The sequence below is a fragment of the Streptomyces sp. NPDC002467 genome (genome assembly GCF_042889825.1).
Taxonomy (GTDB): domain Bacteria; phylum Actinomycetota; class Actinomycetes; order Streptomycetales; family Streptomycetaceae; genus Streptomyces.
On record NZ_JBIARJ010000020.1, the window covers coordinates 87,862 to 113,264 of the forward strand.

19 protein-coding genes are annotated in these 25,403 nt (G+C 72.5%); 6 read left to right on the forward strand and 13 right to left on the reverse strand.

Going from position 1 to position 25,403, the window contains the following annotated elements; all coding sequences use genetic code 11:
* Positions 1 to 53: 53 nt before the first annotated feature.
* On the forward strand, positions 54 to 1,727 hold the full coding sequence (locus ACFYYJ_RS33000) for an ATP-binding protein (RefSeq protein WP_385359740.1): 1,674 nt from the start codon (positions 54 to 56) through the stop codon (positions 1,725 to 1,727).
* Positions 1,724 to 2,428, forward strand: coding sequence for a response regulator (locus ACFYYJ_RS33005; RefSeq protein ID WP_389137821.1), 705 nt, complete (start codon positions 1,724 to 1,726; stop codon positions 2,426 to 2,428). Before ACFYYJ_RS33000 ends, ACFYYJ_RS33005 begins: the two co-directional genes overlap by 4 nt.
* Positions 2,429 to 2,456: 28 nt before the next feature.
* Here the strand turns inward: ACFYYJ_RS33005 and ACFYYJ_RS33010 are convergent, their stop codons facing one another.
* The 3 genes from ACFYYJ_RS33010 to ACFYYJ_RS33020 all read right to left on the reverse strand — a co-directional run bounded on the left by ACFYYJ_RS33010 (position 2,457) and on the right by ACFYYJ_RS33020 (position 6,785).
* Positions 2,457 to 4,049 carry a cation acetate symporter gene (locus ACFYYJ_RS33010; RefSeq protein WP_389137823.1) on the reverse strand — a complete coding sequence of 531 codons (1,593 nt, stop codon included), beginning with the start codon at positions 4,047 to 4,049 and terminating at the stop codon, positions 2,457 to 2,459.
* Positions 4,046 to 4,525, reverse strand: coding sequence for a DUF485 domain-containing protein (locus ACFYYJ_RS33015; protein ID WP_389137825.1), 480 nt, complete (start codon positions 4,523 to 4,525; stop codon positions 4,046 to 4,048). Before ACFYYJ_RS33015 ends, ACFYYJ_RS33010 begins: the two co-directional genes overlap by 4 nt.
* A gap of 139 nt (positions 4,526 to 4,664) precedes the next feature.
* A complete protein-coding gene (locus tag ACFYYJ_RS33020) occupies positions 4,665 to 6,785 on the reverse strand; it encodes a type IIA DNA topoisomerase subunit B (RefSeq protein ID WP_385125793.1) in 2,121 nt (706 codons plus the stop codon).
* A 447-nt stretch (positions 6,786 to 7,232) separates the two neighbouring features.
* Between ACFYYJ_RS33020 and ACFYYJ_RS33025 the strand changes: the two genes are divergently transcribed.
* A complete protein-coding gene (locus tag ACFYYJ_RS33025) occupies positions 7,233 to 7,466 on the forward strand; it encodes a hypothetical protein (protein ID WP_243631750.1) in 234 nt (77 codons plus the stop codon).
* A 158-nt stretch (positions 7,467 to 7,624) separates the two neighbouring features.
* Here the strand turns inward: ACFYYJ_RS33025 and ACFYYJ_RS33030 are convergent, their stop codons facing one another.
* The 7 genes from ACFYYJ_RS33030 to ACFYYJ_RS33060 all read right to left on the reverse strand — a co-directional run bounded on the left by ACFYYJ_RS33030 (position 7,625) and on the right by ACFYYJ_RS33060 (position 18,041).
* Positions 7,625 to 8,563 carry a S1 family peptidase gene (locus ACFYYJ_RS33030; RefSeq protein ID WP_385359731.1) on the reverse strand — a complete coding sequence of 313 codons (939 nt, stop codon included), beginning with the start codon at positions 8,561 to 8,563 and terminating at the stop codon, positions 7,625 to 7,627.
* 109 nt (positions 8,564 to 8,672) lie between these two features.
* Positions 8,673 to 10,262, reverse strand: coding sequence for an RNA polymerase sigma factor (locus ACFYYJ_RS33035; protein WP_385359728.1), 1,590 nt, complete (start codon positions 10,260 to 10,262; stop codon positions 8,673 to 8,675).
* A gap of 452 nt (positions 10,263 to 10,714) precedes the next feature.
* A complete protein-coding gene (locus ACFYYJ_RS33040) occupies positions 10,715 to 11,599 on the reverse strand; it encodes a FadR/GntR family transcriptional regulator (RefSeq protein WP_385359726.1) in 885 nt (294 codons plus the stop codon).
* Between the two features lie 191 nt (positions 11,600 to 11,790).
* Positions 11,791 to 13,656, reverse strand: a complete 1,866-nt coding sequence (locus tag ACFYYJ_RS33045) for an ATP-binding cassette domain-containing protein (protein ID WP_385359723.1) — start codon at positions 13,654 to 13,656, stop codon at positions 11,791 to 11,793.
* A 102-nt stretch (positions 13,657 to 13,758) separates the two neighbouring features.
* A complete protein-coding gene (locus ACFYYJ_RS33050) occupies positions 13,759 to 14,505 on the reverse strand; it encodes an NUDIX domain-containing protein (protein ID WP_385125801.1) in 747 nt (248 codons plus the stop codon).
* A 69-nt stretch (positions 14,506 to 14,574) separates the two neighbouring features.
* Positions 14,575 to 16,563 carry a glycogen debranching N-terminal domain-containing protein gene (locus ACFYYJ_RS33055; protein ID WP_389137830.1) on the reverse strand — a complete coding sequence of 663 codons (1,989 nt, stop codon included), beginning with the start codon at positions 16,561 to 16,563 and terminating at the stop codon, positions 14,575 to 14,577.
* Positions 16,564 to 16,775: 212 nt separating this feature from the next.
* On the reverse strand, positions 16,776 to 18,041 hold the full coding sequence (locus tag ACFYYJ_RS33060; protein ID WP_385359718.1) for a DUF4192 domain-containing protein: 1,266 nt from the start codon (positions 18,039 to 18,041) through the stop codon (positions 16,776 to 16,778).
* A 123-nt stretch (positions 18,042 to 18,164) separates the two neighbouring features.
* Between ACFYYJ_RS33060 and ACFYYJ_RS33065 the strand changes: the two genes are divergently transcribed.
* Together ACFYYJ_RS33065 and ACFYYJ_RS33070 are read left to right on the forward strand one after the other, a co-directional pair.
* A complete protein-coding gene (locus ACFYYJ_RS33065; protein ID WP_389137832.1) occupies positions 18,165 to 20,324 on the forward strand; it encodes a RecQ family ATP-dependent DNA helicase in 2,160 nt (719 codons plus the stop codon).
* 214 nt (positions 20,325 to 20,538) lie between these two features.
* Positions 20,539 to 21,168, forward strand: a complete 630-nt coding sequence (locus ACFYYJ_RS33070) for a hypothetical protein (protein ID WP_385125807.1) — start codon at positions 20,539 to 20,541, stop codon at positions 21,166 to 21,168.
* A 193-nt stretch (positions 21,169 to 21,361) separates the two neighbouring features.
* Here ACFYYJ_RS33070 and ACFYYJ_RS33075 read toward each other — a convergent pair whose 3' ends face one another.
* From ACFYYJ_RS33075 to ACFYYJ_RS33085, 3 genes are all read right to left on the reverse strand, one after another.
* Positions 21,362 to 22,042 carry a hypothetical protein gene (locus ACFYYJ_RS33075; RefSeq protein WP_389137834.1) on the reverse strand — a complete coding sequence of 227 codons (681 nt, stop codon included), beginning with the start codon at positions 22,040 to 22,042 and terminating at the stop codon, positions 21,362 to 21,364.
* Between the two features lie 8 nt (positions 22,043 to 22,050).
* Positions 22,051 to 22,761, reverse strand: a complete 711-nt coding sequence (locus ACFYYJ_RS33080; protein ID WP_385125810.1) for a ribonuclease HII — start codon at positions 22,759 to 22,761, stop codon at positions 22,051 to 22,053.
* Positions 22,762 to 23,031: 270 nt separating this feature from the next.
* Positions 23,032 to 23,634, reverse strand: a complete 603-nt coding sequence (locus ACFYYJ_RS33085; protein WP_385125863.1) for a TetR/AcrR family transcriptional regulator — start codon at positions 23,632 to 23,634, stop codon at positions 23,032 to 23,034.
* A gap of 150 nt (positions 23,635 to 23,784) precedes the next feature.
* Between ACFYYJ_RS33085 and ACFYYJ_RS33090 the strand changes: the two genes are divergently transcribed.
* Positions 23,785 to 25,338 carry an MFS transporter gene (locus ACFYYJ_RS33090; protein ID WP_385125812.1) on the forward strand — a complete coding sequence of 518 codons (1,554 nt, stop codon included), beginning with the start codon at positions 23,785 to 23,787 and terminating at the stop codon, positions 25,336 to 25,338.
* The last annotated feature ends 65 nt before the right edge of the window (positions 25,339 to 25,403 follow it).

A 25,403-nucleotide genomic window follows, 5' to 3' on the forward strand; every position in this document is an offset into this window, starting at 1 on the left:
CGGCGCACCCGGGACATTCCGCTTGCGCCGGAGCCGACCTACCGTGGGTATCCATGCGGTTCCCCCTCACGAGCGCTCGGCGCCTCGGGCTGCCCAGACGGGCCGTCTCACAGATCCTGCTGACCCAGCTGGCCATCGCCGCCGGGGTCGTCGTGCTGGCCACCGGACTGTTCCTGGCGCCGCTCAGCGCGCAGCTCGACGACCAGGCCATGCGGCGCGCCCTGGCCATCGCGCAGAGCGCGGCGGCGGACCCGTCGCTGGCCTCCGACCTCCTTGCCACGGGGGCGACGGCGGACAGCCCCGTACAGGCCACCGCCGAACGGCTGCGCCGGGCCACCGGGGCCGAGTACGTGGTCGTCCTCGACCTGAACGGGATCCGCCACTCGCACCCCAGCCCCGAACGCATCGGACTGCCCGTCTCGACCGACCCGAGCGAAGCGCTGGCCGGCCGCGAGGTCATGGAGATCGACGAAGGCACCCTGGGCCGCTCCGCCCGCGGAAAGGTACCGCTGATCGCCGCCGACGGAGAGATCGTCGGTGCCGTCTCGGTCGGCATCTCCTACGACGGCGTCCGCGACCGGCTGCTCGGCGCCATCCCCGGCCTGCTCGCGTACGCCGGAGGCGCCCTCGCGGCCGGTGCCCTCGTCGCCTACCTGCTGTCCCGCAGGATCCAGCGGCAGACCCGGGACCTGGCCTTCTCCGACATCGCCGGACTGCTCGCGGAGCGCGAGGCGATGCTGCACTCCATCCGCGAAGGCGTGATCGCCCTCGACCGGCACGGCCGGGTCCGCCTGGTGAACGACGAGGCCGCCCGTCTGCTCGGTCTCCCCCCTCAGCACTTCCCGGCCCCGCCCGGCACGGCGGACCCCACGGACGGCGCGGGCACCGCGGACCCGGCGGACAGCCTCACCGGACGCCCGCTGGACGAGGTGCTCGGCGCGGGCCGCACCGCCGACGTGCTGTCCGGCCGGGTCACCGGCCGGGACCTGCTGACCGTCCAGGGTCCCCGGGTCCTGGTGGCCAACCGCATGCCCACCGAGGACGGCGGCGCCGTCGCCACCCTGCGCGACCGCACCGAACTGGAGCACCTGAGCCGCGAGCTCGACTCCACCAGGGGCCTGATCGACGCCCTGCGCGCCCAGGACCACGAGCACGCCAACCGCCTCCACACCCTCCTCGGCCTGCTGGAGCTGGGCCTGCACGAGGAGGCGGTGGAGTTCGTCACGGAAGTCGTGGGCGTGCACCGCACCACCGCCGAGCAGGTCACCGAGAAGATCCACGACCCGCTGCTGGCCGCCCTCCTGGTGGGCAAGGCGACCGTGGCGGCGGAGCGCGGCGTCCCGCTGCGCCTGGCCGCGGCCAGCCTCCTCCCCGACCGCCTGGTGGACCCGGGTGGTCTCGTCACGATCGTCGGGAACCTGGTGGACAACGCCCTGGACGCCGCCGTCGGCTCGGCGTCGCCCGCGGTGGAGGTGGAACTGCGCGCCGAGGGCCGGGCGGCGGTCCTTCGGGTGCGCGACAGCGGCCCGGGCGTGCCGGCCGCGCACCGCGAGGAGATATTCACCGAGGGCTGGTCCACCAAGCAGCCCGCAGCCCACCGCGAGCGCGGGCTGGGCCTCGCCCTGGTACGCCGCCTCGCGGAGCGGCAGGGCGGCACGGCCCGGGCCGGCGGGGCAGAGGACGGAGGGGCGGAATTCTCCGTCGTACTCCCGGAGGCCCTGCGATGAACGAGACCCCGATCCACGTATTGGTCGTCGACGACGACGTGCGTGTTGCCCTGATCAACGCGGCGTACGTGGAGATGGTTCCCGGCTTCCACGTGGTCGCCAAGGTCCATTCCGCCACCGAGGCACTGGAGTTCCTCGGCACCCATCCGGTGGACCTGGTCCTGCTGGACCACTACCTCCCCGACGAGAACGGCCTGGACCTGGTCCGCCGCATGCGCCAGCTCGGCCACGGCACCGACGTGATCATGGTCACCGCCGCCCGGGACCTCGCCACCGTCCAGGCCGCCATGCGCCTCGGGGCGCTCCAGTACCTCGTCAAGCCGTTCACGTTCGCCGGCCTGCAGACGCGTCTGGAGGCCTACCGCGCCCTGCGCCGCACCCTGGACACCGGTGGAGAGGCCGAACAGGCGGTGGTGGACCGACTCTTCGCGACACTGGCCACCGCCGCCTCCCGCAACGAACTCCCCAAGGGTCATTCCCACGCCACCTCGGAACTGGTCCGCCAGGTCCTGCGCTCGGCTGAAGGGCCCCTGTCCACCCAGCAGATCGCCGACCGCGCTGGCATCAGCCGCCAGACCGCCCAGCGCTACCTGAAACTCCTCGAACGCACCGGACGCGTGACCCTGGCCCTGCGCTACGGCGAGACCGGCCGCCCCGAACACCGCTACACGTGGCTCCCGGGCCGGTCCGAGGGCGCGTGACGGCTCACACGGCCCGGGCTCCGGTCGCTCACACGGCCCCGGCTCCGGTCAGGGAACGGACCTCGGTCTCGGCGTGCTTGGCCTCGTCCGGTTCCTCCACCGAGGTGACCGTGCCCAGCCAGCCCGCCAGGAAGCCCAGCGGGATCGAGACGATCCCCGGGTTCTGGAGCGGGAAGTACTGGAAGTCCGCCCCCGGGAAGAGCGACTCCGGGCTGCCCGACACCACCGGCGAGACCAGGACCAGCAGCACCGCGGGGATCAGGCCGCCGTAGACCGACCAGACGGCTCCGCGCGTGGTGAAGCCGCGCCAGAACAGCGAGTACAGCAGCACCGGCAGGTTCGCCGAGGCCGCCACCGCGAAGGCCAGCCCCACCAGGAAGGCCACGTTGAGGTTCTGGGCGAGCAGCCCGAGCGCGATCGCCACCGCCCCGATGCCCACGGCCGCGGCCCTGGCCACCGCCACCTCGCTGCGCTGCCTGGCGTGCCGCCGCTTCAGGGAGGCGTACAGGTCGTGGGCGACGGAGGCCGAGGAGGCCAGCGTGATCCCCGCGACCACGGCGAGGATGGTGGCGAAGGCGATGGCCGCCACGAAGGCGAACAGCACCGTGCCCCCGGTGGAGCCGGCGCCGCCGCCGAGGAAGGCCGCCAGCAGCGGAACCGCCGTGTTCCCCGAGGCGTTGGAGGCCCGCACCTGCTCCGGCCCGAGCAGCGCGGCAGCCCCGAAGCCGAGCACGATGGTCATCAGGTAGAAGCCGCCGATCAGGCCGATCGCCCACACCACCGAGCGGCGGGCCGCCCGCGCCGTGGGCACGGTGTAGAAGCGCGACAGGATGTGCGGCAGGCCGGCGGTCCCGAGGACCAGGGCCAGGCCGAGGCTCATGAAGTCGATGCGGGAGGTCCAGTCACCGCCGTACTTGAGCCCCGGGCCGAGGAACCGGGCCCCGTGCCCGCTGCGTTCGGCCGCGCTGCTGAGCAGCTGGCCGAAGTTCCCGTGGAAGCGCAGCAGCACGAGCCCGGTCAGGGCGATCGCCCCGCCCATCAGCAGGACGGCCTTGACGATCTGGATCCAGGTCGTGGCCCTCATCCCGCCGAAGGACACGTACACGACCATCAGCGCGCCGACCCCGACCACGGCCAGCGTGCGCGCCAGAGTGCTCGAACTGCCCAGCAGCAGACCGACGAGACTGCCCGCGCCGACCATCTGCGCGACGAGGTAGAGCACGGAGACGACGACCGAGGAGGTACCGGCCGCGATCCGCACCGGCCGCTCGCTCATGCGCGCGGCGATCACGTCCGCCAGCGTGAAGCGCCCGCAGTTGCGGACGAGTTCGGCGACGAGGAACAGCACGAGGAGCCAGGCGACGAGGAAGCCGACCGAGTAGAGCATGCCGTCGTAGCCGAAGAGGGCGATCAACCCGGAGATGCCGAGGAAGGAGGCGGCGGACATGTAGTCGCCGGCGATGGCGAAACCGTTCTCCATCGGCGAGAACAGCCTGCCGCCCGCGTAGAACTCCTCTGCCGACCCGTGTCGGTTGCGGCTGACCCACGTGGTGATGCCGAGGGTGACCGCGATGAAGACGCTGAACAGGATCAGCGCGAGGCTCTGGTGCTCGGTGGTCACCGGCCGGTCCCCCTCGCGCGGGTCCGCTCCTGGTCGCGCTCCTGCTCGAAGACGGTCCAGCGCAGGTCGAGCGCCGCCCGGTCCCGGCGCAGCCGCGCGTGCCGGGCGTAGGCCCAGGTCAGGATGAAGGTGCTGAGGAACTGCCCGAGCCCCGCGATCATGGCGACGTTGATCGCGCCGGACACCGGCCGGGCCATCAGGCCGGGCGCGACGGTCGCGGCGACCACGTAGGTCACGTACCAGAGCAGGAATCCCGCGGTCGCGGGGACGACGAACCCCCGGTAGCGGCTGCGCACCTCCTGGAAGGCGGCGCTGCGCTGCACTTCGAGGTAGATGTCGCACGCGCCGGGGGTGGGGTGGGCGGGCGCCGCGGCGGGCGGCTCGCCCTCGCTCTCGCCCCACCCGACGGCCAGCGCGTCGTACCAGGGGTCGTCGAGCCGGATCGTTCCGGCATCGGGACCGTCGTGCTTGTCCACCGAACTCTCCTTGTCCGCCGCCGCACTGGCCGCGTGCTGACAAGGATGTGCGGAACGGACGTTTCGAGACTGGTGTCTGGGTGCTCTTCACTCCTTCAGGTGATGGAGCGAAGAGCACCCCGTCGGGCGGGCGGACCCGTCAGGCGTCGATGCGCGAGCGGTCGAGCGTGGCCGCGGAGCTGGTGATGAACTCCTTGCGCGGGGCCACCTCATTGCCCATGAGCAGGTCGAAGACCGTCTCGGCCGAATCCAGGTCGCCGATGTTGATCCGGCGCAGGGTGCGGAAGCGCGGGTCCATGGTGGTCTCCGCGAGCTGGTCCGCGTCCATCTCGCCGAGGCCCTTGTAGCGCTGGATCGAGTCCTTGTACCGGATGTTCTTGCGCTGGTACTCCAGCAGGGTCTGGCGCAGCTCGTTGTCCGAGTACGTGTACACGTACTTGTCCTGGCCCTTCTTGGGCTGGACCAGCTCGATCCGGTGCAGCGGCGGCACCGCGGCGAAGACCCGGCCCGCCTCGACCATGGGCCGCATGTACCGCTGGAAGAGCGTGAGCAGCAGGCAGCGGATGTGCGCGCCGTCCACATCGGCGTCGACGAGCAGGACGATCTTGCCGTACCGGGCGGCGTCGAGGTCGAAGGTCCGGCCCGAGCCGGCTCCTATGACCTGGATGATCGCCCCGCACTCGGCGTTCTTGAGCATGTCCGAGACGGACGACTTCTGGACGTTGAGGATCTTGCCACGGATGGGCAGGAGCGCCTGGAATTCCGAGTTCCGCGCGAGCTTGGCGGTACCGAGGGCGGAGTCGCCCTCGACGATGAAGAGCTCGCTGCGCTCCACGTCGTCACTGCGGCAGTCGGCCAGCTTCGCGGGCAGCGAGGAGGTCTCCAGCGCGGTCTTGCGGCGCTGTGCGTCCTTGTGCTGGCGGGCGGCGATCCTCGTCCGGGCGGCCGCGACGATCTTCTCCATCACGGCGCGGGCCTGCTGCTTGTCGTCGCGTTTGGTGGAGGTCAGGAAGGCCTTGAGCTCCTTGGCGACCACCGCGGCGACGATGCGGGTGGCCGCCGAGGTGCCGAGCACCTCCTTGGTCTGGCCCTCGAACTGCGGCTCGGCGAGACGGACCGTGACGACCGCGGTCAGGCCCTCCAGCGCGTCGTCCTTGACCACGTCGTCCTCGGCGACGCGCAGCAGTTTCGCCGAGCGCAGCACCTCGTTCACGGTCTTGGTGACGGAGCGCTCGAAGCCGGAGACGTGGGTGCCGCCCTTGGGGGTGGCGATGATGTTCACGAAGGACTTGAGGTTGGTCTCGTAGCCCGTGCCCCAGCGCAGGGCGATGTCCACGCCGAGCTCGCGGGTGACCTCGGTGGGGGTCATGTGACCGCGGTCGTCGAGGACCGGGACGGTCTCCTTGAAGTTCCCCGAGCCCGTCAGGCGCAGCACGTCGCAGACGGCCTTGTCCTGGGCGAGGTAGTCGCAGAACTCGCTGATGCCCCCGTCGTAGCGGAAGACCTCTTCGGTCTTGCCGGCCCCGTCGATGCCGCGCTCGTCGCGGACCACCAGGGTCAGGCCGGGGACGAGGAAGGCGGTCTGGCGGGCGCGCTGGTAGAGCGTCTCCAGGGAGAGCCGGGCGTCCTTGAGGAAGATCTGGCGGTCGGCCCAGTAACGGATCCGGGTGCCGGTCTTGCCCTTGGCGATCCGCTTGACCTTGCGCAGGCCGTTGTCCGGATCGAAGGGGCTCTCGGGACCCTGCTCCGTGAACATGCCGGGGACGCCCCGGCGGAAGCTGATGGCGTGCGTCGAGCTGCCGCGGTCGACCTCGACGTCCAGCCGGGCGGAGAGGGCGTTGACCACGGAGGCGCCGACGCCGTGCAGGCCGCCGGAGGCCGCGTAGGAGCCACCGCCGAACTTTCCGCCGGCGTGCAGCTTGGTCATGACGACCTCGACGCCGGACAGGCCGGTCTTGGGCTCGACGTCCACGGGGATGCCGCGGCCGTTGTCCCGGACCTCCACGGAGGCGTCCTCGTGGAGGATCACCTCGATGTGGTCGCAGTAGCCGCCCAGGGCCTCGTCGACGGAATTGTCGATGATCTCCCAGAGGCAGTGCATGAGGCCCCGGCTGTCCGTGGAGCCGATATACATGCCGGGGCGCTTGCGGACGGCCTCCAGCCCTTCGAGGACGAGCAGGTGCCGCGCGGTGTAGTTGGAACCGTCCCGGTCTGCTCCGGACAGCAGCGCGCTGGAAGGCACGGACGTGTCGGCGGTCACGCAGTTCGCTCCTCGCTGAATTTCTTTTCTGGCCCGGTCGGGCGCAGGGGTGGCTCGGGTGCCGGTGGAAGGGTACCGAGGCCAGGTAGAGCCGATGCAACGCCACCCTCGCGCATTCCTCAGCCTAGTCCAGATCCGCACGGATGTTCGATCCCCCGTGCGGGTGAAGCAAACATCACGTTCCCTTCCGCGCATGAACCATTTAGGGTTCGGGCACGTCCTCATGAACAACCTGGCACTCAGCCGGGGGAGGATGGAACTGCGACAAGCGCACGACTGACAACGCGAAACCGTAAAGCAACGCAATACGGCTCCTTCGCCGCCAACCGGCAACAGCCGGCCAGCTTCGGAAGGAAGTTTCGAGGAAAAGCCGCGAGCGGGAACGTTTTCGGCCTGGTTGGATGTTGACCCTGGTACGACAGCTCGTCGAGCTAGAGAAGAGGCGACGTGACTACTGTTCTGACACCCGCGACCCCGCTGACGGCCGCTGACCGATGCGACCGTTGCGGCGCCCAGGCATATCTGCGCGTCGTCCTGCTGAGCGGCGGTGAACTGCTCTTCTGCGCCCACCACGGGCGTAAGTTCGAGCCGGAACTCAAGAAGATCGCCGCGGAAATACAGGATGAGACCGAGCGGCTCACGTCCGCTCCGGCTGCCAATGCCGACACCGAGGACCGCTGACACAGGCCTGCACCTCGCATCCGACGAGCCAGGACCGGCCATGCCGGTCGACGGGCGGCATCCCCGAGACCCGGGGAGGCCGCCCGTCCTCATGCGCACGCCCGTCCGCGCCACGGAGGCCGGCCGCCCGAGCGGGGCCGCCGACCTCCGGCCGCTCGCTACAGGACCGGCTCATCCGTTCGATGCCCCTCCCCGGGCCCTGCTGCCGGTACTGAGCCCCTCCGGGCACTCGCCGCGACCCCCTGGACCCCTCCCGGCCGCGCGCCCGCCTGCGGGCCCGTCACGAACTCGGCCAGCGGGGCGATCCGCGTGTACACGCCGGGGCTGTCGGCCCGGCCGCAGCCGCGACCCCATGACACCAGGCCGATGAGCCGCCCCTTCGCCACGAGCGGGCCGCCGCTGTCGCCCTGGCAGGCGTCCTTGCCGCCCCGATCGTCCCCTGCGCACACCATGGACTCCGCGCGGTACTGCCCGTCGGCATCTCCCGGGTAGGCCCGCCCGCAGACGTCGTCCGCCAGCACCGTCACCCGCGCGGCACGCAGTGCGTACGCGTAGTCACCAAAGCCGCTCGTGTCGCCCCAGCCGTACACGGCCGCCTCCGTCCCGGCCGCGTAGGCGGTGTCCCCCGGCCCGGCCATCGGGATCACGTGCTGCGCCGGAACCGCCTCGACGAGCTCCAGCACGGCGAGGTCCCCGGCATTGCTCCCCGGGTCGTACGCCGGGTTCACCCGGGCCGCGCGCACCGCGATCTCCCTGCCGTCCGTCGCGCGCAGCTCCGTACGCCCGGCGATCACCCGGAGGTCTGGGACGGACTCGACGGAGCCGCCCAGTACCTGGCTGCCCAGGCAGTGCGCAGCTGTCACCACCGTGGTCGGGGCGACGACGACGCCCCCGCAGAACTGCCCGCCCCGCGTACCCCCGAACCGGTCACGGCTGGCGAGTGCCACGACCCAGGGGCTGTCCGCCACCTTCACCGGCTTGCCGCCGATCACCACGCTGTCTGCGGCTGCCAGGGGCGCCTGGGCCAGCGGCGCCGCGACCGCTCCCGCCGCCAGGGTCAGCGCTCCCGCCAGGGCACGGGCAATGGGACGACGCATGAGGCCTCCTGACTCCGAGTGTGCATGACTCCACCCAGAGTGGGATGGCCAGTGGCCGTGCGCACCCGCGCACGGCCACTCACGCACGGTCCCCCGCGTCGCCCGCCGGTCAGTCCAGGTAGTCGCGCAGCACCTGGGAACGCGACGGGTGCCTCAGCTTCGACATGGTCTTCGACTCGATCTGGCGGATCCGCTCGCGCGTGACTCCGTAGACCTTGCCGATCTCGTCGAGGGTCTTGGGCTGGCCGTCCGTGAGGCCGAAACGCATCGAGACCACGCCGGCCTCTCGCTCGCTCAGGGTGTCCAGCACCGAGTGCAGCTGCTCCTGCAGGAGCGTGAAGCTCACGGCGTCGGCCGGCACGACGGCCTCGGAGTCCTCGATGAGGTCACCGAACTCGCTGTCGCCGTCCTCGCCGAGCGGGGTGTGCAGGGAGATCGGCTCGCGGCCGTACTTCTGGACCTCGATGACCTTCTCGGGGGTCATGTCCAGTTCCTTGGCCAGTTCCTCCGGGGTGGGCTCGCGGCCCAGGTCCTGGAGCATCTGGCGCTGCACGCGGGCGAGCTTGTTGATGACCTCGACCATGTGGACCGGGATGCGGATGGTGCGGGCCTGGTCGGCCATGGCACGCGTGATCGCCTGGCGGATCCACCACGTCGCGTAGGTGGAGAACTTGTAGCCCTTGGTGTAGTCGAACTTCTCGACCGCGCGGATCAGACCCAGGTTGCCCTCCTGGATCAGGTCGAGGAAGAGCATGCCGCGGCCGGTGTAGCGCTTGGCCAGGGAGACCACGAGGCGGAGGTTGGCCTCCAGCAGGTGGTTCTTCGCGCGGCGGCCGTCCTCGGAGATGATCTCCAGCTCGCGCTTGAGCTTGGGGGCCAGCTTGTCGGAGTTCGCCAGCTTGTCCTCGGCGAAGAGGCCCGCCTCGATGCGCTTGGCGAGCTCGACCTCCTGCTCGGCGTTGAGGAGGGGGACCTTGCCGATCTGCTTGAGGTAGTCCTTGACCGGGTCCGCGGTGGCGCCGGCGACCACGACCTGCTGGGCGGGGGCGTCGTCCTCGTCGTCCGAGATGACGAAGCCCTTGTTCTCGCCGCCCTCCTCTTCCTCGTCGCCCTCGGCCTTCGCGGCGTCGGGGCCCTCCTCGGGGGCCTCCTCGCCACCGGCTTCGTCGGCGTCCTTCTTGGCGGCGGTCTTCTTCGCCGTGGTCTTCTTCGCGGCGGTCTTCCTGGCGGGCGCGGCCTTCTTCGCCGCCGTCTTCTTCGCCGCCGTCTTCTTCGCGGCGGGCTCGGTTCCGGGCTCCTCCGCCAGAGCGTCCGCGGACTCCGGGTCGACGGACCCTGGCGCCGGGGCGGCGGCATCGGCGGTGCTCGCCGTCGTCTTCGCCGCCGTCTTCCTGGCTACGGGTTCGGTGGCCGTCCGCTTGGCCGGGCTCTTCGCTGCGACGCTCTTGCGGGTGGTGCGCTTGGGCGACTCCGCGGCACTGACCATCAGCGTCACACCCTCTTCCTCGAGGATCTGGTTGAGGCTGCGCAGAACATTCTTCCACTGGGTCGCAGGAATCTGGTCAGCCTCGAAGGCCCGACGCACGTCATCGCCGGCGATCTGCCCCTCGGCCTTGCCCCGCTCGATGAGCGCCATCACAGACTCGGAATCGGCGATCTCCGGCGGGAGCGTACGGGATGTGCTGGCCGACACGAACAACCTCTCGGAACGATGGAAACGGCTTCCGACCCCGGGCCTCGTGGTGCTGGACCGGAGCCGACGACCACCGACTGGGGATGGGCCGGGGGCGCGGGCAGGGGCCGGGGAGCTGCACAGCACCCACAAGGGCTGCTGTTCCCTCCGTCGGCCATCACCTCTTAGGTCATCGCGGGACCTCGCGGAGCGTTACGCCCAATCTTCGTGGCCCAAGTCACACCTCGTATGGATTGATGCCGGTCATAGGGTCATACGTCTGGGTCGCGGCGCGGCGGAGGCTCGGCGGAGCGTCGGGGGCGGTGCAGCCGGGGCAGCGCGACGGGGACGATGCGGCAGGGGCGGTGCGGCGTGGGCGCCGGGAGGGTGTCCGCGGGTGCCGGGAGGGTGCCGGACACCGGTGTCGCCGGACCCGACCGGGCCCGGCGACAGGTCGTGCTCCCCCGCGTGTCCGCTCCTCAGTGCTCGCGCGGGGCGGGCACCACGCGCTCGACCTCCGGATGCACCGTCAGGAGCTGACGCATGGCGCTCTCCGCACCCGTCGCGTCACCGGACGCGAGGGCCTCGACCATGCGGGCGTGGTGCGCGACGCAGGTCTCGCTCGGCCGGTCGCAGGCTGTGACCGGGCTGCCGGAGACCTGGAGGGCGGAGGAGACGATGCCGGAGAGGTGTTCCAGCATGCGGTTGCCCGCGACCTGGATCAGCAGCGCGTGGAACTCGTTGTCGGCGCGCGCGAAAGTGATCGCGTCGCCCTGGCCGAGGGCGTGCCCCATGATCTCGACCATGTCGGCGAGCCGCTGCTGGATGTCGGGACGGCCGTGGCCGGCGGCGAGGCGGGCGGCGAGCGGTTCGATGGTCCAGCGGAGTTCGTTCAGCTCGCGGCGCTGGTCGTCGCGCTGGGGGCCGAAGGCCCGCCACTCGATGATGTCGGGGTCGAGCAGGTTCCAGTCGGCGACGGGCCGGACCCGAGTGCCCACGTTGGGGCGGGCGCTGACGAGGCCCTTGGCCTCCAGGACCCGCAGCGATTCGCGGACGACCGTGCGGGAGACCTCGAAGCGCTGGCCGATCTCCTCGGGGACCAGGGGGCGGTCCGCGCCGAGGTCGCCGGAGACGATCATCTGGCCGAGCTGCTGGACGAGTTGGCCGTGCAGGCCGCGACCGCGGCTGCCTGCCGCGCGTCGGCCCACGCGGCTCAACTCGACCTCGGAACCGTCCCATTGGGGCACCGGGCGGTCGGACCCGGGGGTCTCCGCGTAGGGGTAGCGGTCGAGTTCGCCCGGGCCGGCGAGGCCGGAATCGGCATGGCGGGCGGCGGTCATCATGGTGTGCGCAAGGGTACTCACGAATCCTTTGTCGGCCTCGCCTCCACCGCCCTTGAGGTCTTTGGTGAAAAGCACACGAAAGGGTGATCGGTGCCACCTACGCAATTGACGACTTATCGTAAAGAACCGGGCCTTTTACGGGGAGTTGCGGTCCGGTTGACGCGAGGCGGAACTCAACGGTCCCGCACACGCCTCCTCCCGCCCCCGAACGATCACCAACGGACTCTGCCGCGCAGTCCGGTGAACCCATAGGCGCACAACAGGACCATCAGCGACAGCACGAGCGCCGTCCCGACGGGCTGGGCCATCACCCGCAGGGCCCCGAGGAGCAGGCGGTCGGCCTCCGGCGGCCACTGCACCCAGGCCAGACCCCGCAGTCGGGGCCCGAGTCCGGTCATCGGGTACGCGGACGAGCCTTCCAGCGCCCGGCGCACCAGCGGCACCACGGCCACCGGTACGGCGAGCACCGCGGCCAAACCGGCGGTGGCGGACCGGAAGACGCCCGAGGCCAGGACGCCTGCCCAGGAGCAGCCGACGAGCAGGCCGGCCCAGCTGGCGGCCGGGGCGAGCCACTCCGCCGGAGTGCGCAGCGGCCCGCTGTCGAAGACGAGGGCCAGCGCGGCGGCGTCCGCCGTGACGGCCAGGGCGCCCAGCAGGAGGGCGAGGGCCGCGGAGACGCCCAGTTTGACGGTGAGCAGTCCCATCCGGCGGGGCATGGTGCCGCGGTCCGCGGCGAGCGCCGGGTAGCGGTACTCCTCGCCGAAGGCCAGGGCGCCGAGCAGCCCCGCCCCGAGCGCGGCGGGCGGCAGCGGGAGCAGCTCCGGCCAGGCCGCGAGCAGCCTGTTCTGCGGGGTGTGCCCCGCCCTGGCCAGCACCAGGGTGGTGAGGGCGGAGACCACGACGACGAGGGCCGCGGTGAGGACGGGCGTGGCGGTGCCGAAGACTCGGAGCAGCTCGTAGCGCAGTGGCCGGAGCGGTCCGCCCACACGGCGCACCGCCGAGACGGGCCGCCGCGACCGGTCATGCCGCGGGCTACCGCCGACCTCCATGTCGACAGCTCCTGCGGCAGCGCGCCCCACGCCTTCGCCCAGAACCTCGACGGACGTCTCGGCGGCGCCCGGGGCCGCTTCCGAGGCCTGGGCCGGGCCGGATGGGGGCGGAGATCCGGACTCGGGGCGCGCGTGCGGGAGCGGTGCGGTCGGCGCGCCGGCGTCGCCCGTCTCGTCGGCGAGGCGGTGGACCAGCACGCCGTGCCGGAACGCCGCTTCGCCGACCTCGGCGCAGTTGCTCCCGTACACCGACAGACGACTACCGCTCTCCTCGACGATCTCCACCACGCGATGCGCCGCCCGGGCCTCGCGGCCCAGTACGTCGGCCAGCCGGGCCGCGTGCGGGGTGCGCACGGCGACCCTCGGCCGCAGCCTGGTCCGCGCGAACTCCGCGGCGTCCTGGTCGGCGACGAGCCGGCCCGCCGCGATGCTGACGACCCGGTCCGCGCTGCGGGCCGCCTCCTTGGCGTCGTCGGTGGTGAACAGCACCGCTCCGCCGAGGGAGGCGTGGCCGCGCAGCAGCCCGTGCAGCCAGCCGCGTTCACGCGGGGAGAGCCCGGCACCCGGTTCGTCTAGGAGCAGGGTGCACGGATCGGCGATCAGCGCCGCGGCCAGCGCGACCCGGCGCTCCATGCCGAGGGAGAGCGACCCGAGCCGCTGGTCGCGCAGCCCGGCGGCGCCGACGACCTCCAGCATGGTGTCGGCCCGTGAGGCCGGCACGCCGGCGGCGGCGCAGAGCATCCGCAGCTGGTTGCGGACGGTCCGCGCGGGGTTACCGGGAACGTCGCCGAGCAGCACACCGACCTCACGGCCGGGGTGCGGGATCCGGTGCAGTGGCCGGCCCCTGAAGTAGGTGACTCCGCGGCCCGGTTCGAGTTCGAGCATGAGCCGCAGCGCGGTGGTCTTGCCCGATCCCGGCTCGCCGAGCAGGGCGGTCACGGTCCCCGGGCGAGCCTCGAAGGTGAGGTCGTCCACGAGGGGCGGGGAGTCATGGCGGGAAGTGCTGGTGAGTCCGATGGCCTGGAGCATCGCTTCTCTCGCGGGGGGTGAGACCGCTCTGCGGCAGGGTGAGTACCGCAAACAAGATAACGCGATATGTCCGATTTTCGGCGCAACCGGCCCGCCGGAGCGTCAGACTTCCGGGCGCAGCATCGGCGGGTTGAGCAGTGTGGCCCCACCGGCCCGGAACAGCTGTGCCGGACGCCCGCCCTGACGGGTCGTCGTCCCTCCGGCCGGCACGAGGAATCCGGGTGTGCCGGTGACCTTGCGGTGGAAGTTGCGCGGGTCGAGCGCGACCCCCCAGACGGCCTCGTAGACCCTGCGCAGCTCGCCGACGGTGAATTCGGTCGGGCAGAAGGCGGTGGCCAGCGAGGAGTACTCGATCTTCGAGCGGGCCCGCTCGACGCCGTCGGCGAGGATCCGCGCGTGGTCGAAGGCGAGCCCTGCGGAGGCCTCGTCCAAGGGGGCCAGCAGCTCGTCGACCGGGGCCCAGCGAGCGCTGTTGGCGTCTCCCCCGGCGCGCGGCGCAGGCAGGTCCGGAGCCAGCACCAGGTGCGCCACGCTGACGACGCGCATCCGCGGATCCCGCTTCGGATCGCCGTAGGTCGCCAGTTGTTCGAGGTGCGCCCCGTTGTCCACGCCCGGTACGGCGGGGTCGTGCGCGCAGAGCCCGGTCTCCTCGGAGAGCTCCCGGGCCGCGGCCGCTCCCAGGTCCTCGTCCCCTCGGACGAATCCTCCGGGCAGCGCCCAGCGCCCCTGGAACGGTGACTCACCCCTGCGGACCACCAGCGCGCAGAGCGCGTGGCGCCGCACGGTGAGCACGACCAGGTCGACGGTGACGGCGAAGGGCGGAAAGGCCGACGGGTCGTAGGGCGACATGCCGCGATCATAGTCGTCTGCCTGACGATAAACAGCTCTTTGGTGACCTTGGAACCACTGTTCTGGACGCTAGCCTCCCAGCTGGAGCGCATCGGCCGCCTCCTCCACCATGGCCAGCCCCAGCCTGCTGATCCGGACGGCGAAGGGTTCTCCCGCCACCCGCAGGCCCGAGAGCCGGAGCGCCCCGAGCGGGGCGCCGGGGAGCGGGACGAGGGCGACCGTGCCGGCGGGGGCGTCGGGGCGGATTCCGACGACGGCGCTCAGCACGTGCACCCCGGCCGCCGCGGCCACGGCCGCCGGTCGGCAGGCCGCCGGATGCGGAAGGGGCACTCCGGCCGTGGTGCGTTGCTCGGACGCGAACATCTCGGGCAGCCGGTACCCGAAGGCCTCGGCCGCGTCGAGCAGGCCTCCTAGCAGACCGGAGGCCTCCTTCTCGAAGCCCGCCTGGGCCAGGCCGGCCACCGCCACCGCGCTCTCGTACGCGCGCACCGCACCGGAGCGGTGGCCGAACGGGTTGTGCCCCGGCTCCTTGACGGCCATGCTCCGCAGCCCCCATCCGCAGTCCATGGCGGGGGCTCCGAGCAGCCGGGCCAGCTGCTCGGCGCGTGTTCCGTCCAGGAGCCCCGGGGCGAGGCGGCCGCCGCCGAGCAGTCCGGTGTCGAGGAGGTGCGCGGCGGCCCCCGTGAGCCGTGGCAGCGGTCGTCCGTCGGGGTGCAGGGCCGCCGCGGGCCGACCGCCGTCCGGGCCGTCGATCCAGAACCCGGCCCGGAACCGCTCCCGCAGGTGCGTCGCGCGCTCCCGCCACTCCTGTGCCCCGGGGCGCCCGCACGCGGCGAGGAGGTCGGCCCCCAGCAGGGCGGCCCGGTGGGCGTGGGCCTGGGTCTCGCAGCGCCGCGGCCCGGGATCGGGGTCGGCGAGGAAGCCGTCCTCCCCCAGCGCTCCGCGCAGCCACTCCAGGCACTTCTCGGCGGCCGGCAGCAGCCGTGCGAGCTGCTCCTCCGGCATCCCCCAGAGCCGGGCTTCGGCGAGCACGGTGGGGAAGGCCAGCGTGGCCTCCGTGCCGGTGCACCCCGGGGGGAGCTGCGGGCCCGCCCCGCGCAGGGGGCCGGGGATCTTCCCGGCCTCGGGCCCCCGCCCGCCGGTCTGGGTCCGGGCCAGGACCCGCAGGGTGGCCGCCGCCAGCCCGGTACCGAGCGGGAGCGCCATCCTGGCCGCCCAGAGCGCCTCGGCCGGGGCCAGCCCCAGCCGCCACGGCGCGCCCGCCGCCGCGAAGCAGTCGGCCGGCTCCGCCGGATCCCTCATCAGCAGCGCACCCAGGTCGGCGACACTGTTCGCGAACCAGGCCTCGGCCCTCGGGTCGTCCCCCTCGGCCCGGGCTTCGGCCAGCGGGTTGGCCACCTGCCCGGCGGGCGCCCGCCCCGAACGGTCCTGCGTGGTCCGCAGCTCGATGGTGCGGGATTCGCCGGGGCCCAGTTCGAGCTGCCAGCGCAGCAGCCCGGCCGAGGCCAGCGCGTCGTCCGGCGCCGGATCGGCGGCGATGACGGCCTGGGCCTCGCCCGTGCTCCAGCGCAGCCCGGCGGCGTGCACCCCTGCGGGCAGTTCCGGCCCCGTCCGGCCGGCGGCCACCGCGGCCAGCTCGGCCAGATCGGTGCCGAGCAGCACCTCCACCGGAAGGCGCACCGGCCGGAGGGCGAAGCTGCGCAGGGTGATCCGCTCGGTGCCGTCCGCGTGCCGGACCCGTTCCACTCCGATGTCCGGGTCGGGGCCGGGCTCGGCCCCCGTACGCACCGTCGCGGTGAAGGCAGCGCGGTCGGCGCCGAGGCTGCGCCCCTGGACGGAGACGGGATCCCGGCCGCCGACCCGCAGGACGCAGCGGGACAGCAGCCGTCGCCCGGAGCGGTAGATCCCGTCGATCCCCCGCCCGGTCAGCTGCCCGTGCTCCGGGGAGATGGCCAGGCAGGGCGCGGCGACGCAGATGACGGCACCGTGCACGGGCGGCAGCTCGGGCCTGCGTGCGCCGGGAACCACGGCGGGGCGGGGAGGTGCGGGGTGAGACATGTGTCGCCTTGTCTGCGCTCCGGTCGGTTCGGCTGGGCGGCGGCGCGGCCGGTCCCCCGCCTCCCTCCGTGGGAACGCCCCCACCCCCGCGCGGGTCACGGGCCCCGGCGCCGGGCGGGGAAGGCCGGGGCGAAGCCCTCGCCGCAGGATCAGGCCGAGGGTGCTGCCCAGGCGGCGTACCGGGGTGCCGCAGGGGGCCTGCGGTCGCGGGCTCACTGGTCGCTCTTCGTGGTGCGGCGGGACGGGCGGCGGTTGGTGCTCCGCTCCCGGCGGCCGGGCGGACGGCTGCCCGCCTTCGGGCGCCCGCGCCGTGGCTCGCGGCGGCTGCGCTCCTCCCGAAGGCACTGCCTGAGCCCCTCGGGGTCGATGCCCTCGTTGCAGGCGTGGTGGAGCAGTTGGGCGAAGCGGTATTCGGCGTCGGCCCGCAGGGCGAGGCCCAGTGCGATGCGGGCGGTCGGTTCGTCCCCGGTGGACCAGGAGACCCAGCCCGCGAGGGTGAGCGGGGCCGCCGCGTGCTCGCCGTAGGCCCCGACGCAGCGCCGGGCCAGGGCACGCCAGAGCCTCAGGGCGGGGGCGGCCTCCTCGCCCTCCATCCATTCGGCGGCGACGTCCCGGATCTGGCGGTCCTGGAGGCCGAGGATCAGCGCGGCCGCCTCGTCGTGGGTGAGCAGCGCGTCGTCCCAGTCGTCGGCCAGTGGACCTCCCTCGGCGGGCAGGGCGAGGGCCATGCGCCGCATCAGGCTCCCGGCCAGTGCGACGGTCTCGGCGCCGATCTCCTCCCTGGTCGCCCCGTCGAGGATCTTCGGCACCAGGGCCCCGGCGGCCCGGTCCAGGGCCCGTTCCATCTCCTCCGCGACGGCCCCGCCCAGCGGCGCCAGCCGCCGTTCGATCTCCCTGAGGGAGCCCCGGACCTGGAGCCCCGCGAAGGTGGCCTCGGCGGCCAGCACCGAGGTCCCCACGGCGGGCATCGGGCTGCCTTCGGCCGGGCAGCAGCGCCCGTCGGGGCAGACGTAGGACCAGAACCGGCCCGCGGACAGGCACAGGGCCTCCAGTACCGGCACGTCCAGCTCGCCGCAGGCCAGCCTGATCCGCTGGGCGAGCGGGCGCAGCCGTGTCATCACCCGCTGCCCGCTCTCCTCCCCGCGCGGCTCCTGGCAGAGGAATACGACGATGCCGTCGGGCTTGCCGCCGCGCCGTGCGCTGCCGCGGATCAGGCAGTCCGCGACCTGGCGTGCGGTGTCCTCCCATTCGGCGGTGGCGGTGGGAATGCCGACGCGGAGCCGGCCGCCGAAGCGGCCGCCCTCGCCGTGCACGGCGACCATGACGAGGGAATCGGTCGGGTGGAACCCGAGCATGTAGGGCAGCGCGTCGGCCAGTTCGGCCGGGCTGCGCAGGGTGATCTGTGGTTCGGTCGCGGCTCCGGACGTGCTGACGGAGGGCCGCTCGGACGGGGTGCGTGATTCGTGGCTGTTCGTCATGCCACGAAGATCCCGGCGGTGATCCGATCCCGAAAGCCCTGTGGATAACTGTTTTACGGTTCAACGTCCACAGGACGCAGCCCGCATTGGCGCGATGTCAGAGACATCGGGTTGCATGGGGGCATGAACGCAGACCTGAGGTCCTCGGCCGACTCCGTACTGGCCCGTCTCGTGGGCGACCCCACGGGCACCGCCCGGTTGCGCGAGGACCAATGGCTCGCGATCGAAGCCCTCGTCGCGCACAAGCGTCGGGCGCTGGTGGTGCAGCGCACCGGCTGGGGCAAGTCCGCCGTCTACTTCGTCGCGACATCGCTGCTCCGGGCGGCCGGCGCCGGCCCCACCGTGATCGTCTCCCCGCTGCTGGCGCTGATGCGCAATCAGGTCGAGGCCGCGGCCCGGGCCGGAATTCGCGCACACACCATCAATTCGGCCAATCCCGAGGAGTGGGAGGGCATCCAGGCCGCGGTGGCGGCGGGCGAGGTCGACGTCCTGCTGGTGAGCCCCGAACGGCTCAACAACCCCGACTTCCGCGACCAGGTACTGCCCAAGCTGTCCGCCGCGACCGGACTGCTCGTGGTGGACGAAGCGCACTGCATCTCCGACTGGGGACACGATTTCCGCCCCGACTACCGCCGGCTGCGCACCATGCTCGCCGACCTCCCGCCGGGTGTCCCGGTCCTGGCCACCACCGCCACGGCCAATGCGCGGGTGACCGCCGACGTGGCCGAACAGCTGGGCACCGGAGCCGGGACGGACGCCCTGGTGCTCCGCGGCCCGCTGGACCGCGAGAGCCTGAGCCTGGCCGTACTGACCCTGCCCGACGCCGCGCACCGGCTGGCCTGGCTCGCCGACCACCTCGGTGAGCTCCCCGGCTCCGGAATCATCTACACGCTGACGGTGGCGGCAGCCGAGGAGGTCACCGCGTACCTGCGCCACCGCGGTCACACCGTCGCCTCGTACACGGGCAAGACGGAGAACGCCGACCGGCAGCAGGCCGAGGAGGACCTCCAGGCCAACCGGGTCAAGGCCCTGGTGGCGACCTCCGCCCTCGGCATGGGCTTCGACAAGCCCGACCTGGGGTTCGTCGTGCACCTGGGCTCGCCGTCCTCCCCCATCGCCTACTACCAGCAGGTCGGTCGCGCGGGCCGCGGAGTGGAACACGCGGAGGTGCTGCTGCTGCCGGGCCGTGAGGACGAGGCGATCTGGCAGTACTTCGCTTCCGTCGCCTTCCCACCGGAGGAGCAGGTGCGCCGGACCCTCGACGTCCTCGCCCAGGCCGGCCGCCCGATGTCGCTGCCCGCCCTGGAACCGCTGGTCGACCTGCGCCGCACCCGTCTGGAGACGATGCTCAAGGTGCTCGACGTGGACGGCGCCGTGCACCGGGTCAAGGGCGGCTGGACCTCGACCGGCGAGCCGTGGGCGTACGACGCCGAGCGCTACGCCTGGGTGGCCCGCCAACGGGCCGCCGAGCAACAGGCGATGCGGGACTACGCGGCGGCCACCGGATGCCGCATGGAGTTCCTGCGCCGCCAGCTCGACGACGAGGAGGCCGCGCCCTGCGGCCGCTGCGACAACTGCGCGGGAGCCCGGTTCACCGCGGACGTCTCCAGCACCGCCCTGGACACCGCCCGAGGCGAACTCGGCAGGCCCGGCGTGGAGCTGGAGCCCCGCAAGATGTGGCCGACGGGCCTCACCGCGGTCGGCGTGGACCTCAAGGGACGCATCCCCGCCGGGGAACAGGCCTCGACGGGCCGGGCCTTGGGTCGGCTGTCGGACATCGGCTGGGGCAACAGGCTGCGCCCGATGCTCGCCCCGCACTCCGCGGACCAGCCAGTTCCGGACGATGTGACACAGGCCGTGGTGGCGGTCCTGGCCGACTGGGCCCGGGGCCCGGGCGGCTGGGCCTCGGGGGCTCCGGAAGCGCCCGCACGGCCGGTGGGCGTGGTCGCCCTGCCCTCGCGTTCCCGGCCCCAGCTAGTCGGTTCACTGGCCGCTCGGATCGCGGAGATCGGGCGCATGCCGCTGCTCGGGACGATGGCGTACACGGATCAGGCACCGGAGTTCGGACTTCCGTCCTCCAACAGCGCTCAGCGGGTGCGGGGGCTCCACCAGGCCTTGACCGTGCCGCCCGCCCTGGCCGCGACACTGGCAGAGGCAGCAGGTCCGGTGTTCCTCGTGGACGACCGCGCGGAGAGCGGCTGGACCCTGGCCGTGGCCGCCCGGCTGCTCCGACGGGCGGGCGCGCGCGAGGTGTTCCCCCTGGTGCTGGCGCTCCAGGGGTAGCCGAATGCGTCATCTTCGGCGTGGCGGGGCAAGGATATGAACGGCATACCGTTGGATTCCGGTCGGCGACGGCAATTGCTCGTTGCCGCATGCTCGGAGGCCACGCGAGAATTGCACTGCTCCCGCTCGGCTCCCCGGCGCTCTCCTGGGCCGTGCTGCGGCGCGCCCGAACTCCAGCAGTGCCCGTCCGCGGGCGGTACCCGAAGGGAGGACCGTGACCTTCGGATCCGCCCAGCCCTCGACCACGTCACTGACCATGGCCACCGGCGGCACCAGCCGGCACGGCAGACTGCTGGAACCCGCCGAATGGACGGCGTCGGGCATTCCCCTGCTCCGCAATCCGCGCGAAGTCGTCAGTGGCCTGCACTCCCGACACGCCCCGATGCCGTCGACGGCGGTCATCGCAGTCCTCGGCCCGGAGGAGCAACTCGTTGCGAGCGCGTCCTTCGTACAGCGATCGGCCACGGCCGACGGCTGGGAGTACCGCAACGCCCTGTTGTCCCAGCTCCGCCGGGTTCTCCCGCACGACCTGCGGCGACGCACCCCGGTGCGGACCGCAGTGCTCCTCTACTGCCGTGACGGGGACGAGCGGTGGACCGAGGAGGACGGGGCCTGGATGTGGGGACTGCGGGACGCCTGCACCCTCCACGGACTGCGGTGCGGCGCGTACATCACGCTCACCCGCGACGGCTGGCAGGTACTGGGCGAGGGCCGGGGCGGCCGACGGCCCAGCTCCGACTCTCGGCCCCAACGCCTCGGCGACACCGTCGCCGAGTTCGCCCCTGTCGCCCTGCACACCGGTGGCGGCGCGGCCGAGGCCCTGCGCCGGACCGCGGCTCGCTGACCATCGCGGCACGCTGACCACCGCGCGCGGCGACCTCCCCTGCGAGGCGAAGGGTTCCACGGCAACGGCCCGTGCGTAGGCAGGCCCAACGGCCGTACACCCAGGAGCGGGCGTACGGCGGGTCAGGCCTCGGGCTTCAGCGGGGCGGGCTCGCGCCCCGCCCCGCCCCACGCCCGTACCCGGGTACGGGGCGTCAGACGCCCGCACCCAGCACGGAGTTGATCTGCTGCGCGTCGCCACACACGATCAGCAGCGCACCGGCCCGCGCGAGCGCGACCGGCAGGCTTCCGACGAGCACGCCGTCCTCTCCGCCGTTGGCCGCGACGACCACGACGGGACGCCCCGCCGCGCGCTGGACCTGCGCCGCGTCCGCGTAGAAGACGTCGTCCTCGGCGTCGTGGAGGGCCCAGTACGCGGCCTCGCCGAAGGACAGTTCGTGCGCGGCCCACGGGTGCAGGTCGCCGGTGGTGAGAACCAGGATGTCACCGGGCGCACGCCCGGTGTCGAGCAGCAGGTCGACGGCCTCTTCGGCCGCATCCAGCGCGCCCTCGGCGGAAGCCGGGATCAGCTGGATCTGAGGCACCGCGGCCGAGACGGACGGTGCGGCGGTGGCTGCGGGAACGGGTCCGGTGGTGGCCTGCGGCGCACGCTGCGCGGGCGGTGCGGGCCGGGCGGGACCGGGGCGTCCGGGCCGCGGTACGGCTACGGGACGCGGACCAGGTACGGGGCGGGGGGTCGGCGCGGTGCGGCCGGCGGCCGGCGTGACGCGGGGACCCTGGGCACTCTCGTGAATCTGAGGCTCCTCGATGGCGGGGTGAGAGGCGGGTTGATGTCTATCAAACACCGGTACGAAACGTACCGGCTGGTGGCACATGGGTGCGATCAGAAATCGAAGCCGAGTTGGCCTCCGTTTTCCAGCTCCATCGATTCCTCGCTGCGGCGCACCTTCTTCAAGTGGCGCCACCGGGGCAGCGCGTCGAGGTACGACCACGAGAGCCGGTGGTACGGGGTGGGTCCCCGTTCCTCAAGTGCCGCCCGGTGTACGGGCGAGGGATATCCGGCGTTGGCGGCGAAACCGAAGTCTTCGATCCCGTCGCCCTGTTGGCCGAGTTCGGCCATCATCCGGTCACGCCTCACCTTGGCGATGACCGAGGCCGCCGCTACGGCGACGCAGGACTGGTCGCCCTTGATCACCGTCCGAACCCGCCAGGGCGGGCCGAGATAGTCGTGCTTGCCGTCGAGTATCACCGCGTCGGGCCGCACGGGGAGGGCCTCCAGGGCCCGCTCCGCCGCCAGCCTCAGGGCCGCGGTCATGCCCAGCGCGTCGATCTCCTCCGGGGAGGCGTCGCCGAGGGCGTACGCCGTGACCCAGTCCTCCAGGACCTCGACGAGGGCGTCGCGTCGCTTGGGCGTCAGCAGTTTGGAGTCGGTGAGACCCGCGGGCGGCCGGCGCAGACCGGTGATCGCCGCGCACACGGTGACGGGACCGGCCCAGGCCCCTCGTCCGACTTCGTCGACCCCGGCGATGACCTTGGCGCCGGTGGTTGCACGGAGGGAGCGTTCGACGGTGTGGGTGGGTGCTTCGTACGGCATGGCGCCAGCAAGGTTACGCCGCCCCGCGCCGCCTGCACACCCCGGCCCGGCTCCCGCTCCCGCGCGGCCCGCGACGAGACCCCGTCCGGGCCGGCGCGAGACCCCCTCCGGGCCCGCCGGGCGACCGTCGCGAGGCCGCCCACCAGGCCGCTTCTCCCCCGGCCCCGCACCGGTTCCGCGGCATTTCCCGACCGCTCCGACGCCCCTTCCGCGCCGCTTCCGCGCGGCTCCCGCGCCGTCTTCGCTCCCCTCCGCGCCCCGCGCCCCGTCTCACATTCTGAGCGCCGGAACCATCACCTCGTCGATCATCGCCCCGATCTCCGCGTCCGCCCATTCGCTCCCGCGCATCTTGGCCCCGTACATCAGCAGCGCCGGAATGACGTCCACGACGTACGGACCGATGGCGTCCGACCGGACGTCGCCCCTTTCGATGCCGCGCGCCAGCAGTTCCCCGATCAGTTCCTGGGCCGGCTCGTGCAGCCCCGACCGGATGACCCCCTGGAAGCGGGCACCATGCGCGGGGTCGCATTCGTGAAGGACCGACCGCAGGGCCAGCCCGGCCCGTGAGGACATGACGTCGCGCATCCGCACGCACAGGAGGAACAGGTCCTCCCGGATCGATCCGCGGTCGGGAATCGCGCCGATCGGCGGCAGACCGGACCGCAGCACATCGGCCACAAGGTCCGCCTTCGAGGGCCAGCGCCGGTAGACCGCGGCCTTGCCCGTCCGCGCACCCGCCGCGACGCCCTCCATGGTGAGCGCGTGCCAGCCGACCGTGCTCAGTTGCTCCAACGCGGCTTCGAGAATCGCCCGTTCGAGTTCGGGCCCCCGTCTGCGCCCCGGTGACGCCGCCGACCAGCGCGAACCCACCATCATCCGAACCTCCCACCGGCCCGCACGCCCACCGCGCGCCCCTCGCACGCATTTTCAACCTTAGTGAACGCTTGCGTTCCCTAAGACCGGACTCCTACCGTAGGCCGAAGTGAACGGATGCGTTCACTCACTTTGGTGGGGGGATCCTCAGTGACAAGCTCTCAACTCGCCACACCGCGAATACCCGGAGCGGCCCGCCGCGAGGGGCGCCCCGGAGTGGCGCTCACCGTCATCGCCGCCTGTCAGCTCATGGTCGTCCTCGACGCGACCATCGTGAACATCGCACTCCCGCACATCCAGACCGCCCTCGCCTTCAGCACCACCGACCTCTCGTGGGTGCTCAGCGCATACACCCTGACCTTCGGCGGCCTGCTCCTGCTGGGCGGCCGGGCCGGCGACATCCTGGGCCGGCGCCGCGTCTTCATGGCGGGAATCCTCGTCTTCACCCTGGCCTCCCTCCTCGGCGGCTTCGCCCAGGAGCCCTGGCAACTGCTCGCGGCCCGCGCCCTCCAGGGCGTCGGCGGCGCGATCGCCTCACCGACCTCGCTCGCACTGATCACCACCACCTTCGCGGAAGGCCCCGAACGCAACCGGGCCTTCGGGGTGTTCGCCGCCGTCTCGGCGGGCGGTGGCGCGATCGGCCTGCTCGCGGGAGGCATGCTGACCGAGTGGCTCGACTGGCGCTGGGTCTTCTTCGTCAACCTGCCGATCGGTGTGCTGATCGCGGTGCTCGCCCCGCTCTACATCAGCGAGTCCGAGCGTCACCCCGGCCGCTTCGACGTCGCCGGCGCACTCACCTCCACCGGCGGCATGGCCTCGCTCGTCTACGGGTTCATCCGCGCCTCCGAGGACGGCTGGCGCGACTCGCTCACCCTCGGCTCGTTCTCCGCGGCCGTCGTCCTGCTCACACTGTTCGTGGCCATCGAGTCGACGGCCCGCGAACCGATCATCCCGCTGCGGATGTTCGCCGACCGCAACCGCGCCGGCACATACGTGATCATGCTCAGCCTCGCCGCGGCGATGTTCGGCATGTTCTTCTTCATCGTCCAGTTCGTGCAGAACGTGCTGGGCTTCAGCCCGATCCAGTCCGGGCTCGGCTTCCTGCCCGTGACCGCCGCCATCATCACGGCGGCGGGCCTCTCGCAGCGCTTCCTGCCGCGCCTCGGCCCGAAGCCCTTCATGGTCACCGGCACGGCCCTCGTCGGCACCGGGCTGACCTGGCTGACCTTCCTTCGGACCGACTCCTCGTACGTCTCCGGGGTCCTCGGCCCCATGCTGCTGTTCGGCTTCGGCATGGGCCTGAACTTCGTGACGCTCACCCTCACCGCGGTCTCCGGCGTCGCACCCAGGGAGGCCGGCGCGGCCTCCGGACTGCTCAACGCCAGCCAGCAGGTCGGCGGCTCGCTCGGCCTGTCCATCCTGGTCACCGTCTTCGGCACGGCCACCCGCGGCGAGGCCGAGAAGCAGACCCAGGCCTTCATCGCCCAGGCCGATCCCGGTCAGCTGGCCGCGGCCAAGGAGTCCGGGCGGCTGCCCGACCCCTGGGGGGACCTCGTGCTCGCCCATGGCATCTCCACCGCGTTCCTCGCCGCCGTGGCGATGGCGGGACTGGCCCTGGCCACCGCCCTGCTGGTGATCCGGGTGCGCAAGAGCGACCTGGACGCCCTGAACGGCGCGGCCTCGAAGGCCGGTCCGGCCGCCTGAGCGCCGTACGCCGTACGAGGGCCGGGCCGGGAAGCGATCCCGAGCCCGGCCCCTCGTACACCGGC